General features: G+C 57.5%; 11 protein-coding genes, 1 tRNA gene and 1 riboswitch. Of the genes, 2 read left to right on the top strand and 10 right to left on the bottom strand.

Features of this window, described 5'->3' with window-relative positions; genetic code table 11:
• Positions 1 to 101 precede the first annotated feature (101 nt).
• The gene (locus ASB65_RS00060) at positions 102 to 1,205 is read left to right on the top strand and encodes an alpha/beta hydrolase (RefSeq protein ID WP_003507145.1); all 1,104 of its coding nucleotides are present in this window, start codon (positions 102 to 104) and stop codon (positions 1,203 to 1,205) included.
• A gap of 30 nt (positions 1,206 to 1,235) precedes the next feature.
• Here ASB65_RS00060 and nrdF read toward each other — a convergent pair whose 3' ends face one another.
• From nrdF to ASB65_RS00020, 8 genes are all read right to left on the bottom strand, one after another.
• A complete protein-coding gene (gene nrdF / locus ASB65_RS00055; protein ID WP_003507143.1) occupies positions 1,236 to 2,210 on the bottom strand; it encodes a class 1b ribonucleoside-diphosphate reductase subunit beta in 975 nt (324 codons plus the stop codon).
• Positions 2,211 to 2,226: 16 nt separating this feature from the next.
• The gene (gene nrdE, locus ASB65_RS00050) at positions 2,227 to 4,413 is read right to left on the bottom strand and encodes a class 1b ribonucleoside-diphosphate reductase subunit alpha (RefSeq protein ID WP_080868373.1); all 2,187 of its coding nucleotides are present in this window, start codon (positions 4,411 to 4,413) and stop codon (positions 2,227 to 2,229) included.
• Positions 4,401 to 4,799 carry a class Ib ribonucleoside-diphosphate reductase assembly flavoprotein NrdI gene (nrdI, locus tag ASB65_RS00045; RefSeq protein WP_003507140.1) on the bottom strand — a complete coding sequence of 133 codons (399 nt, stop codon included), beginning with the start codon at positions 4,797 to 4,799 and terminating at the stop codon, positions 4,401 to 4,403. The genes nrdE and nrdI overlap by 13 nt, the downstream gene beginning before the upstream one ends.
• 12 nt (positions 4,800 to 4,811) lie before the next feature.
• A complete protein-coding gene (nrdH, locus tag ASB65_RS00040) occupies positions 4,812 to 5,033 on the bottom strand; it encodes a glutaredoxin-like protein NrdH (RefSeq protein ID WP_003507138.1) in 222 nt (73 codons plus the stop codon).
• A gap of 310 nt (positions 5,034 to 5,343) precedes the next feature.
• Positions 5,344 to 5,568, bottom strand: a riboswitch (cobalamin riboswitch).
• A gap of 133 nt (positions 5,569 to 5,701) precedes the next feature.
• Positions 5,702 to 6,331 (bottom strand): nucleoside triphosphate hydrolase, encoded by a 630-nt coding sequence (locus ASB65_RS00035; RefSeq protein WP_060722705.1) that lies wholly within the window; start codon positions 6,329 to 6,331, stop codon positions 5,702 to 5,704.
• Positions 6,328 to 7,110, bottom strand: coding sequence for an ATP-binding cassette domain-containing protein (locus ASB65_RS00030; protein WP_003507135.1), 783 nt, complete (start codon positions 7,108 to 7,110; stop codon positions 6,328 to 6,330). Before ASB65_RS00030 ends, ASB65_RS00035 begins: the two co-directional genes overlap by 4 nt.
• Positions 7,110 to 8,192 (bottom strand): ABC transporter permease, encoded by a 1,083-nt coding sequence (locus ASB65_RS00025; protein WP_060722704.1) that lies wholly within the window; start codon positions 8,190 to 8,192, stop codon positions 7,110 to 7,112. The genes ASB65_RS00030 and ASB65_RS00025 overlap by 1 nt, the downstream gene beginning before the upstream one ends.
• A gap of 228 nt (positions 8,193 to 8,420) precedes the next feature.
• Positions 8,421 to 9,443, bottom strand: a complete 1,023-nt coding sequence (locus ASB65_RS00020; RefSeq protein ID WP_003507133.1) for a sugar ABC transporter substrate-binding protein — start codon at positions 9,441 to 9,443, stop codon at positions 8,421 to 8,423.
• A gap of 262 nt (positions 9,444 to 9,705) precedes the next feature.
• Between ASB65_RS00020 and ASB65_RS00015 the strand changes: the two genes are divergently transcribed.
• Positions 9,706 to 10,938: an ROK family transcriptional regulator gene (locus ASB65_RS00015; RefSeq protein ID WP_060722703.1), complete on the top strand. Its 1,233-nt coding sequence runs from the start codon at positions 9,706 to 9,708 to the stop codon at positions 10,936 to 10,938.
• Between the two features lie 58 nt (positions 10,939 to 10,996).
• On the opposite strand, the gene recQ is transcribed toward ASB65_RS00015, so the two are convergent.
• On the bottom strand, positions 10,997 to 12,805 hold the full coding sequence (gene recQ / locus ASB65_RS00010) for a DNA helicase RecQ (protein WP_060722702.1): 1,809 nt from the start codon (positions 12,803 to 12,805) through the stop codon (positions 10,997 to 10,999).
• 219 nt (positions 12,806 to 13,024) lie between these two features.
• Positions 13,025 to 13,101: transfer RNA gene (locus tag ASB65_RS00005), tRNA-Met, on the bottom strand.
• Positions 13,102 to 13,246: the final 145 nt, after the last annotated feature.

Raw genomic sequence — 13,246 nt, 5'->3', positions numbered from 1 at the left:
CCACATCGAAGACCACCGCAGCAGCGCAATTCATTCTCCAGTAGCAACTTTTTTGACGGCCGGTTATTTATCAGCCGTTCCTTGTCATCGGTAGCCCATTCATGCGCCTGATTTTTTCGCTCCTTCTCACCCTCAGCGTTCTTTCATCCTGCGCGGGCAGACCGGGGGCGGATGTGCTGCAGGCTGTGGACACCAGGGCCAAAGGCACCAAAATCGTAACCGCCTATGTGGCGAGTACACGCGAGAGAAACAAGGACGCAAAAAAGGGCTTCGGGACGGAACGGGCGGCCGAGCCGAATTATGCGCGCTTCGATATTTCCATTCCTCCTACCCATAAAAGCGGAAAAATCGAGTGGTCCAGCGGCAAGCCGGACCCGAAGAAGGACTTCGTTGTTACCAAGGCCGATATGTTGACGAAGACGGCCTTCAACGCCGATCTCGGCGATATTGCCCGCTCTGGCAAGCAGATCGCACTTTTTGTGCATGGCTATAATTACAGCTATCAGGAAGCCCTTTTCCGCGCGGCGCAAATGGCTGCCGATGCCAATATGAATGGCGTGCCATTAGTCTTTGCCTGGCCTTCGCAGGCCAATGTCACCGGCTACGTCGCCGACAAGGAATCGGCGACCTATTCGCGTGATGCGCTGGCCGCCCTATTGACCGACCTCACCCGGCAGACACCACGAAAAAGCGTCGTCGTATTCGGTCACAGCATGGGCGGCTGGCTGGTGATGGAAGCGTTGCGGCAATTGCGCTTCGAAGGCAGGAACGATGTCATCGCCAAGCTGCAGGTGGTGCTGGCTGCGCCCGATATCGACGCCGATGTCTTCCGCAAGCAGATCGAGGTCGTCGGCCGGCTCAATCCGCCACTCACCGTGCTGGTGTCCAAGGACGACCGGGCCTTAAAAGCATCCTCCATACTGGGTGCCGATGTCACCCGCATCGGTGCGCTTGACGTCACCGATCCGCAGGTTCAGGAAGCGGCCCTGAAAGAGGGCGTGCAATTCGTCGATATCTCCAATCTGGAGGCGTCGGACCCACTCAATCACGACCGTTATGCCGCGCTGGCCTCCATGGTTCCGCAACTGGAGGCAAGCAGGCGCGGCGGTGATATCAATAGTGCAGGAGCCTTCGTATTCGATGCGATCGGCGCAACGGTCTCCAGCCCCTTCCGCCTTGCGAGCCAGGTGGTGAACCCGCAATAGGCTTTGCGGGTTCCTGCTGACATCAGGGTTTCAGAAATCCCAGTCTTCATCTTCAGTCGCGACCGCCTTGCCGATGACATAGGACGAGCCGGAACCGGAGAAAAAGTCGTGGTTCTCGTCGGCATTGGGTGAGAGTGCCGACAGGATCGCTGGATTGACCCGGCAGGCCTCGGCGGGAAACAGCGCCTCGTAACCCAGATTCATAAGGGCCTTGTTGGCGTTGTAATGCAGGAACTGCTTGACATCCTCGGTCAGGCCAACGCCGTCATAGAGGTCTTCGGTATATTTCGCCTCGTTATCGTAAAGTTCGAGCAGGAGATCGAAGGCGAAGTCCTTGATCTCCTGTCTCTCCTTTTCGCCGAGGCGCTCCACCGCCCGCTGGAACTTGTAGCCGATATAATAGCCATGCACGGCCTCGTCGCGGATGATGAGGCGGATCAAATCCGCCGTATTGGTAAGCTTGGCGCGGCTTGACCAGAACATCGGCAGGTAGAAGCCGGAATAGAACAGAAAGCTTTCCAGGAAAACGCTGGCGATCTTCTTTTTCAGCGGATCGCCGCTGTCATATTCGCGCATGATCAGCGCGGATTTGCGTTGCAGGAACTCGTTTTCCTCAGACCAGCGATAGGCATCGTCGACATCAGGCGTGGAGCATAGCGTCGAGAAGATCGAGGAATAGGAGCGGGCGTGCACGGCCTCCATGAAGGAAATGTTGGAGAGCACGGCCTCCTCATGCGGCGTGGCCGAATCCGCCATCAGCCGCACGGCGCCGACGCCGTTCTGGATGGTGTCGAGCAATGTCAGCCCGGTGAAGACACGGATGGTCAGTTTCTGTTCTTCCGGCTTCAGCGTTCCCCAGGAGGGAATGTCGTTGGAGAGCGGCACTTTTTCCGGAAGCCAGAAATTCGAGGTCAGGCGGTTCCAGACTTCGAGATCCTTGTCGTCCTCGATGCGGTTCCAGTTGACCGCGCGAATGCGGGACGCGGGTTTTACGGCGATGTTCATTGTCTTGTCCCTCAATTCAGAGCGTGCAGGAAACGCAGCCCTGAACCTGCGTGCCTTCCAGCGCCATCTGGCGCAAACGGATGTAGTAGATCGTCTTGATGCCCTTCTTCCAGGCGTAGATCTGCGCCCGGTTGATATCGCGCGTCGTTGCCGTATCGCGGAAGAACAGCGTCAGAGACAGGCCCTGATCGACATGCTGGGTGGCCGCCGCATAGGTGTCGATGATCTTCTCAGGACCGATCTCATAGGCATCCTGATAATATTCGAGATTGTCGTTCGAGAGATAGGAAGCCGGGTAATAAACGCGGCCGATCTTGCCTTCCTTGCGGATTTCGATCTTCGAGACGATTGGATGAATGGAAGACGTCGAGTGGTTGATATAGGAGATCGAACCTGTCGGCGGCACGGCTTGTAGGTTCTGGTTATAAAGACCTGATGCCATGACGTCCTGCCTCAGCGCCTTCCAGTCCTCCTGCGTCGGAATGGCAATGCCGGCCTTTTCGAACAGTTCCTTCACCTTTTCGGTCGCGGGCAACCATTCCCGGTCGGTATATTTGTCGAAATAGTCACCCGAGGCATATTTCGAATTTTCAAAGCCCTTGAAGCTCTGGCCTCTTTCCACCGCCAGCCGGTTGCTGGCGCGGATGGCATGATAGGTCACGGTGTAGAAATAGATATTGGTGAAATCGACGCCCTCTTCGGAACCGTAGAAGATGCGTTCGCGCGCCAGATAGCCGTGCAGGTTCATCTGGCCGAGCCCGATGGCGTGGCTCGCATCATTGCCCTTTTCCACCGAGGGGACGGAGGAAATGTGGCTCATATCAGACACTGCTGTCAGCGCCCGGATGGAGGTCTCGATGGTCTTGCCGAAATCGGCCGAATCCATTGCAGCGGCAATGTTGAGCGAACCGAGATTGCAGGAAATATCCTTGCCCATATGGCTGTAGGACAGATCGGCATTGAATTCACTCGCTTCGCTGACCTGCAGGATTTCCGAGCAGAGATTGCTCATGCTGATGCGGCCGGCGATCGGATTGGCGCGGTTCACCGTGTCCTCGAACATGATGTAGGGGTAACCGCTCTCGAACTGGATTTCGGCGATCACCTGAAAGAATTCGCGCGCCTTGATCTTCTTCTTGCGGATGCGGCTGTCGGCGACCATTTCGTGATATTTTTCGCTGACCGAAATCTCGGTCAACGGCACGCCATAGACCCGCTCCACATCATAGGGCGAGAACAGATACATGTCCTCGTTGTTGCGGGCGAGTTCGAAGGTGATGTCGGGGATCACCACGCCGAGCGACAGCGTCTTGATGCGGATTTTTTCGTCGGCGTTTTCGCGCTTGGTATCAAGGAAGCGCATGATGTCAGGGTGATGGGCATGTAGATAGACCGCGCCAGCACCCTGGCGTGCGCCAAGCTGGTTGGCATAGGAAAAAGAATCTTCCAGCAGCTTCATCACGGGAATAACGCCGGAAGACTGGTTTTCGATCTGTTTGATCGGCGCTCCGAATTCGCGAATATTGGTCAAGGACAGCGCCACGCCGCCGCCGCGCTTGGAAAGCTGCAAGGCCGAATTGATGGAGCGGCCGATGCTTTCCATATTGTCTTCCACCCGCAGCAGAAAACACGAGACCAGCTCGCCGCGGCTCTTTTTGCCGGCATTGAGGAATGTCGGGGTGGCCGGCTGGAAGCGGCCTGAAATGATTTCATCGACCAGATTGCGGGCAAGCTGCTCATCACCACGCGCAAGGGCCAGCGCCACCATGCTGACGCGATCCTCATAACGCTCCAGATAACGTTTTCCGTCGAAGGTCTTCAGCGTATAGGAGGTGTAATATTTGAAGGCGCCGAGAAAGGTCGGGAAGCGGAATTTCCGGGCATAGGCCTCGTCGTAGAGGTCACGAACAAAATTGAAGGAATACTGGTCCAGCACCTCCTGCTCGTAATATCCCTCCGTCACCAGATAATCGAGCTTTTCCCTGAGGTTATGGAAAAATACCGTGTTCTGGTTGACGTGCTGGAGGAAATATTGCCGGGCGGCCAGCCGATCCTTGTCGAGCTGGATCTTCCCGTTCTCGTCGTAAAGGTTCAGCATCGCGTTCAGCGCGTGATAGTCCAGCCCCGCATCAAGCGGTTTCTGGCTTGCGGCTGCCGGCTGTTTGGCGTCCTTGCGCAGCGCGCTCGAGGTCAGCGTGTCCAAAATCGTTCCAATCCATGTTTGACGTTGGCGACGTCTTCTTCCGTGCCGAGAAGCTCGAAGCGATAGAGAAACGGCACCGCGCATTTGCGCGAGACGATATCTCCGGCGGATGCGAAAGCGGCGCCAAAATTCGTGTTTCCCGCCGCGATGACGCCGCGAATGAGATTTCGGTTGGAGGGCTCGTTCAAAAACCGGATGACGGGCTTAGGCACGGCCCCTTTGGTGCCGCCGCCCCCATAGGTGGGGGTGACCAGCACATAGGGTTCCGACACATGAGGCACGTCGTCCTCAGCGCCGAGCGGCAGGCGAAACAAACGCCGCCCCAGTTTCAGAAGGAAACGATGGGTGTTTTCAGAGCGGCTGGAATAATAGACGATCAGGCCCATCGCCTTACCGCCTCAGCTGATCGAGCCGATCATATCCGGCCGGAAACCCGCCCAATGGCGTTCGCCGGCGACGACCACGGGAACCTGCATGTAACCAAGACCCCGGACGTGATCGAGCGCATCCGCATCTTCGGAGATATCGATGATCTCATAGGGAACACCAATGCGGTCGAGCGCACGATAGGTGGCGGTGCACTGGACGCAGGCGGGTTTGCTGTAAACGGTGACGGTCATGATTTCCTCTCTCGAAGCCGATTTCGGACACGGCTCAACATTGCCGATTACAATCGCAATCGGGTGGCGGTGGATCTGTCATTCAGGTGAGGCGCGTAGCCCAGGCAACTCTTCGCATTTTCGGATGGAAACCGGGGTCCGGTTTTCCCAAAATGCTGCAAGCCGCACAAAATCACTCTCTACGCCGACGAGCGCAGCAACTTAAAGAAATGCACTGGCATGACTTCACCCCGAAGCTTGTTCTGGAGGGGGGCAGAAAAGGGCGCACGCAAATCATTTGCGTCAACACCTTCCTCCGGACACCCCGCCCGTGGACGTTTGCGCTCAAGGCAGGTCTCCTGACTTGCGGGTCACAACATCTATTCCGGCCTTCCCGGAGCTTTTGGCTCCAGTGACCCAAATCGGAACGATGCTCGCCGCTTACAGTTGCGGGGGCAGTTTCGGCCTTGTTCCGCCATGATGGCGTTACGCACCGAATTCCCGTCTTAGCTCCCAACCCTTGCGAATCGGAAGAACCTTGAACACCACATATAGTATATGAGGAAATTTTTACGTCAATGAATAGACACACAAAAGCCCCACCCTGTGGATCAAAAAGATTCAACACATGATCAACAAAGGCTTAACGGCAAACGCGCTTTGCCGGTAAAGAACTGGAAAGCGTTAATCTATTCCCAGATATCGATATGAATATCGGCTGGACGCGCGTTTTCGATCACCCTTTTTCCGTTGGGAAGATCGTTTTCGAAAAGCTTGGCATGGATCTGAGCGGCATCGAGACCATAACCCTGCCATCTGTTCCGCAGCCTCTCTTCCAGCACGGCGAAGGACGGACCCACGAAGATGGTGAGGTCAAAGCTCTCGGAAAGGCGTGTCCAGGGCGCTTCGTTCAGCAGCAGATAATTGCCTTCGGCAAGGACAAAGCGCGTTTCCGGCGCAATCGCCCGGGCGGACGCAATGGCAATTTCCCGGGAGCGGTCGAAAACCGGAACAAGCACCTCCTGCCCGCCCTTGCGGACGGCGGAGACGATATCCAGGAAGCCGCGCACGTCGAAAGTTTCAGGTGCGCCTTTTCGCGGCAGCAATCCCCGTTTCTCAAGAATGCCGTTATCCATATGGAAGCCATCCATGGGCAGGACGGCGGCCGTTTCGCCTCGCGCCCGCAAGGCCTCAAAAAGAGCATCCGCAAGCGTGGATTTGCCGGCCCCAGGGGGACCGGCAATGGCTATGATGAAACGGGATTGACCCTCTGCCCGCCGAAGAACGTCTTCGACGATCGTCTCAAGCTTCAGCGTCATGCGGCAAGCGTTTCCTTCGGCGCTTCCTTGGCGCCGGTCATGAAGGCGACGGCGTCGGACATGGAATAGTCCTTCGGATTGATGACGCACAGGCGCTTACCGAGCCGGTGGATATGGATGCGATCCGCAACCTCGAAAACATGCGGCATGTTATGCGAGATCAGGACAATCGGCAGACCGCGGGAGCGCACATCCAGAATAAGCTCGAGAACGCGACGGCTTTCCTTGACGCCGAGTGCCGCCGTCGGCTCGTCGAGGATGACGACCTTGGAGCCAAAGGCTGCCGCACGCGCCACCGCCACGCCCTGGCGCTGACCGCCGGAGAGGGTTTCCACCGCCTGATTGATGTTCTGGATCGTCATCAGGCCGAGTTCCGACAGTTTTTCGCGGGCGAATTTTTCCATGGCCGGGCGGTCGAGCGCCCGGAACAGGCTGCCCTGAATGCCGGGCTTGCGGATTTCACGGCCGAGAAACATATTGTCAGCTATGGACAATGCGGGAGACAGCGCAAGGTTCTGATAGACGGTTTCGATGCCCGCCTTGCGCGCCTCGATCGGCGAGCGGAACTGCACCGGCTTGCCTTCCAGCCTGATCTCCCCTTCATCGGGTGTCACCGCACCGGAAATCGCCTTGATGAGAGAGGATTTGCCGGCGCCGTTATCACCGATGACGGCAAGGATTTCGCCCGGATAAAGGTCGAAATCGGCATTGTCGAGGGCGGTCACACGACCGTAGCGTTTGACGAGATTGCGTGCTGTGAGGATAGGTTCTTTTGCCATCAGCCTGCTACCTTTCTGATCCACTGGTCGATTGCGACAGCCAAGATGATAAGGACGCCGATCAACAGATAGGTCCATTGCGGGTCTGTGCCGATAAGCCGGAGACCGAGTGAAAAGACGCCGACGATCAGCGCACCGAAAATCATGCCCATGATGGAGCCGCGTCCGCCGAACAGTGACAGGCCGCCGATAACCACCGCGGTGATGGATTCGATGTTGGCGAACTGGCCGGCGGTCGGCGAAACCGAGCCGATGCGGCCAATGAGAGCCCAGCCGGCAAAGGCGCAGATGAGGCCGGACAGGGTATAAACGGTGGTCAGCATACGCTTGACGTTGACGCCGGCGAGTTCTGCGGCATCCGGATCGTCACCCACGGCATAAAGATGGCGGCCCCAGGCGGTGCGGTTCAGCACATACCAGAGCAGGGCAACGAGCAGAACCATGGCAATGACGCCATAGGTGAAGACCGCGTTGCCGAAACGGATATTGGCGCCGAAGAACTGCAGGATCGGCGCCTGCTGGGCAATGTCCTGGGCGCGGATCGTCTCATTCGCGGAATAGAGGAAGTTGGTCGCAAGCACGATCTGCCACATGCCAAGCGTGACGATGAAAGGCGGCAGGCGCATGCGCGAAACCAGCACGCCGTTGATGAAGCCGCAAAATGCGCCGACGGCGAGACCACAGAGAATGGAAAGCTCCGCCGGAAGACCGTAACGGAAGGTAAACTGCCCCATGACGACGGAGGACAGACCCATGATCGCGCCGACCGAAAGGTCGATGCCCGCCGTCAGGATGACAAGCGATTGCGCGGCGCCAACGATGCCGACGATCGCAACCTGCTGCAGGATGAGGGTCAGCGAGAAGGCGGAGAAAAACTTGCCGCCTAGGAGCAGGCCGAAAATAACCAGCGACAGCACCAGGACGATAAGCGGTACGGCCGCCGGGCTGGAATGGAGAAAATGCTGGAATTTTTCCAGCGCACTCTTGTCGTGCGTATCGAAAGCGGCGACCTGCGTCGAACTTCCCGAAAGCACCTTTTCAAATTCATTATGCGGCTGAGCCCGCACCGGCTGATCGCTCATTGGATTTTCCTCCCGATCGCTCTATCGCATCAGCCCTGACACCTGGGTCTATCTCCAAAGAGAATGATGCGTAGATTTCAAAGTGTTGTGAAGCGGCCTGTGTCATCCCCGCAGGGGCGCGCAACGCGCTCGTTTATTCCTTTGTCCGATCCCCCGGATCGTGCCTGATATTCATTCTGGTCCAAGGGCGGGGGCACGAATGCCCCCGCGGGTTTCAACGTTGAGGCATCAGCCCCAGCACTTGTTGAGACCTTCCTTCGTATCGATCGAGTCGAGGCCCTTGACCGGCTTGTCGGTTACCAGCGTCACGCCGGTATCGACGAAGTTCTTGCCTTCGGTCGGCTTCGGCTTTTCGCCCGTATCGGCAAACTTCTTGACGGCTTCGACGCCGAGCGCCGCCATCAGCAGCGGATATTGCTGCGAGGTCGCGCCGATCACGCCTTCCGCTACGTTCTTGACGCCCGGGCAACCACCGTCGACGGATACGATCAGAACATCCTTTTCGCGGCCGACCGCCTTCAGCGCCTCATAAGCGCCGGCAGCTGCGGGCTCGTTGATGGTGTGGACGACGTTGATGGTGGGGTCCTTCTGCAGCAGATTTTCCATCGCTGCACGGCCGCCTTCTTCGTTACCATTGGTGACATCGTGACCGACGATACGCGGATCGCTCTCGTCGCCGATCTTGTTGATGTCCTTCACGTCGATGCCAAAGCCCTTCATGAAGCCCTGGTTGCGCAGCACATCAACCGTCGGCTGGGAGGGGGTGAGGTTGAGGAAGGCGATTTTCGCATCCTTGGCCTTGTCGCCGAGGCTGCCGGCAGCCCATTTGCCGATCAGTTCACCAGCGAGAAGATTGTCGGTGGCGAAGGTGGAATCGGCGGCATCAACGGGTTCGAGCGGTGTATCGAGGGCGATGACCAGAAGACCGGCGTCACGCGCCTTCTGCACGGCCGGAACGATGCCCTTGGTGTCCGATGCGGTGATCAGGATACCCTTGGCGCCATCGGCAATGCAGGTCTCGATGGCGGCGACCTGGCTTTCGGAATCGCCGTCGATCTTGCCGGCATAGGATTTCAGCGTCACGCCCAGCTCTTTGGCCTTGGCGGTCGCGCCTTCTTTCATCTTGACGAAGAAGGGATTGGTATCGGTTTTGGTGATGAGGCAAACCGAAGTATCGGCCGCAGACGCAACGGACGCGAAAGAAACGCCAAGCGCAAGCGCGCCCAAAAGAGCGGAAACAGTGGTCTTCATGAGATCCTCCCAATGGATATTTGAGCACCGTGACGGTTACCCGACGATCCCGTCTCCTCCGAGAACAATGATCGTTGACCCAGATGGAACCACCAAAGGAAACGGCTGTCAATAAATAAATCCGATTGAATTATTAATTCTCTATGGCATTCTAATAGGCGGCAGGGAGGAATATCGCGCGTCGTTTAACGTTGCGATAGCAAGATTGCCATAAAGCCTGCTGTATCGGTCGCGACGGATATTGCGGGCGGGAGGATGACATATGAGACAATCTGTCGAGACGACGCCGCCAGCGTCGCCCACCACCATGGATATAAGCAGCGGCGCCAACCAGATCGGGGTGCGCGCCTATAATGAGCGGCTCGTGCTGTCCCTCGTTCGTCGCCACGGCGGACTGTCAAAAGCCGAAATATCAAGACTTTGCGGCCTTTCGGCACAGACCGTCTCCGTCATCATGCGGTCGCTTGAAAAGGACGGGCTTCTCATTCGTGGTGAAAGACTGCGCGGCAAAGTCGGCCAACCTTCGACGCCGATGCGGCTTAATCCTGACGCCGTCTTTTCTTTTGGTGTGAAGATCGGCCGGCGCAGCGTCGATCTTGTGCTGATGGATTTTGTCGGCCGGATCAGGCTCAAGCTGCGCAGAACCTATCCCTATCCCATGCCGGAATGGATATTGCCATTTGTAATCGACGGCATAACGGAGCTCGAATCGAAGCTTTCGCCGGCCGAGCGAGAGAAAATTGCCGGCGTCGGCATCGCCGCGCCATTCGAATTGTGGAACTGGGCGCAGGAAGTGGGCGCTCCGCAGATTGAAATGGAGCGATGGCGGGGCGTGGATATCCGGTCGGAAATTGCCGAAAGCGTCAGCTATCCCGTTTTTCTGCAAAACGACGCGACCAGTGCCTGTGGCGCTGAACTGGTTTTTGGAACAGGCCAGCATTATCCGGATTTCCTCTACGTCTTCATCGGTTCCTTTATCGGCGGCGGCGTCGTTTTGAATTCGGCGCTGTTTTCCGGAAAGACCGGAACGGCCGGCGCTATCGGCCCCCTGCCGGTGCAGGGGCAGGACGGCAATACCGTCCAGCTTCTGAAAATCGCGTCGATCTTCGTTCTGGAAAACATGCTGCGAGAAAGGGGCATCGATCCTCGTCCCCTGTGGTTTTCTCCAGACGAGTGGATCGATTTCGGCGAGCCGCTGGAAAGCTGGATTCGAAAAACTGCTGCAGCTCTGGCGCAGGCCGTCATTGCCGCCGCCTCCATCATCGATTTTTCGAGCGTCATCATCGACGGCGGTTTTCCCGATTGGGTCAGAACAAGGATCGTAGCCGCCACCCGCCTTGCCCTTAAACACCACGATTTGCAGGGTGTCACGCTGCCTGACATCATCGAAGGTGCGGTGGGTAGCCAAGCGCGGGCAATCGGCGGTGCTAGCCTACCGCTGTTTTCGCGCTACCTCATCGATCAGAACGTTCTGTTCAAGGACACGACCGGCTGAGCCTTTGTCAGAGCCCACCGATTTTTGCTTACCCGGCTCTTCATTCGATTTCTGCCGATCACTCGCCAGCGGCGTGCTGCATGATCGCCGCCAGAAAGGCTGGCCCGTAGCGCTCCAGCTTGGTGTCTCCGACGCCGGGGATCCCAGCCATTTCCTTCGCGGAGACCGGTTTTGCCGTGGCAAGTTCTATCAGGGTCTTGTCGTGGAAAATCACATAGGGCGGAACGTTCTGCGCACGGGCAATTTCCATGCGCTTCGCACGCAGTGCCTCAAAAAGACTGCGATCAGCTTCAGGCAAACTCGTCGATACCGTGTTGCGGGGCGTCTGTTGCCGGGCGGAACGCGGAGCAGATGGTATCCTCAGCATCAACGCAGGTTTTTCGCGCAGGAAACGCCGTCCGTCCTCGGAAATGGACAGTCCACCATGCCCGGACAGATCCACTTCAATCATGCGTAACGCAACCAGTTGACGCAGAATGGCGCGCCAGGTGCGATTGTCATGTTCCTTGCCTATACCGTATGTCGTGATGCGATCATGTCCGAAGCGGGAAATCCGCTCATCCTCGACCCCCAGCAACACACGGATGACATAGGCTTGGCCAAAACGTTCACCGGTGCGATAAATACAGGACAGAAGCTTCTGTGCGGCGATGGCCCCGTCAAACAGGTCCGGCGGCTCGGCGCAGGTATCGCAATTACCGCAGGGCTGACACCGGTCGCCGAAATAGGACAGCAGAACCTGCCTGCGGCAGCTCGCGGTTTCCGCAAGGCCGAGCAGCGCGTCAAGCTTCTGGCGCTCCATATATTTGCGCTGGTCCGCAGCATCCGACTCTTCGATAAAGCGGTTGCGCAGGGCGATGTCTTCGTAACCGTAGAGCATGAGTACGTCCGATGGCAGACCATCGCGGCCGGCTCGGCCCGTTTCCTGATAATAGGCTTCGATGCTGCCGGGCAGATCAATATGAACGACGAAGCGCACATCGGGCTTGTCTATGCCCATGCCAAAAGCGACGGTCGCGACAATGATGACCGCCTCGCCGTGCTGGAAACGGGTCTGGTTCTCCTCGCGGGCGGCCTTGTCCATCCCAGCGTGATAGGGCAGTGCATCGCGCCCCTCCTCCCGCAGCCATGCGGCCGTTTCGTCCACCTTCCGTTTGGAAAGGCAATAGACGATCCCGCTTTCACTGTCGCGGTCCTTCAAAAAGCGCTTCAGCTGCGCGCGTGGATTATCCTTTTCCATGATCGCATAGCGGATATTGGGCCTATCGAAGCCGGCGATGAAGGCGTCATCCTCTTCGATTCCCAGGTGACCGAGAATTTCGGTGCGCGTAGGCCCATCGGCCGTTGCTGTCAGCGCCATGCGTGGCGTGTCGGGAAAACGCTCGATCAGCGTATCAAGCTGGCGGTAGGGTGGCCGGAAATCATGCCCCCATTGAGACAGACAATGGGCTTCGTCGATAGCGATCAACGACAGGGCAATGGGCTGGAGAGCGTCCAGGACATCCGGTTTGAGAAGGGTTTCCGGTGCGGCATAAAGAATATCCACTTTGCCTGCCCGCATATCCCGCCAAAGCGCACGCCGCTCTTCCGGAGAAAGATCGGAACTGAGAGCCTCGGCCCGCACGCCTGCCTGACGCAGGGCAGCGACCTGATCTACCATCAGCGCGATGAGCGGCGAGACGATCAGCCCCATGCCGTCGCGCGCAAGCGCTGGAATCTGGTAACAAAGCGACTTGCCACCACCTGTCGGCATCAGAACGAAAGCATTATTGCCCGCCACCACATGCCGGATGATTTCGGCCTGCCGCCCGCGAAACACATCGTAGCCATAGACGGTCTTGAGTATATGCAAGGGATCATCGGCCACGGCAGCTTTTATCCGAACAGGAATGACAGGGCATCATCACCGTTTTGGGGCCTATGGCAATCCCGAAGATGGAATTGCTCACGGAAGTGAGTGGCGGGATTGATTTTATGACCCGCAACCCTGTTTTGTACCTGACAGCGACGCGGTTCCGATTTTATGTTTGCGACGCCAAAAGGGCTCGGAGTTGTCTCGGAGCCCTTTGATATGTTTGGTGGGAATTGGTTGCGGGGGCAGGATTTGAACCTGCGGCCTTCAGGTTATGAGCCTGACGAGCTACCGGGCTGCTCCACCCCGCGGAATGATTTATTATAGCATAAAGGCCGCTTTTGGCGGCCTTTTGATTTGGGCTTGTTGCCCATTTTTGTGATTGAGAAGATTTTGTGTTGCGTTTTGCAGACCTGGCAGCGACCTACTCTCCCGCGTCTTGAGACGAAGTACCAT

Origin of the sequence: Agrobacterium tumefaciens str. B6 (assembly GCF_001541315.1) — a bacterium.
Lineage (GTDB): Bacteria > Pseudomonadota > Alphaproteobacteria > Rhizobiales > Rhizobiaceae > Agrobacterium > Agrobacterium radiobacter.
This window is presented reverse-complemented; position numbering and strand designations above follow the sequence as displayed.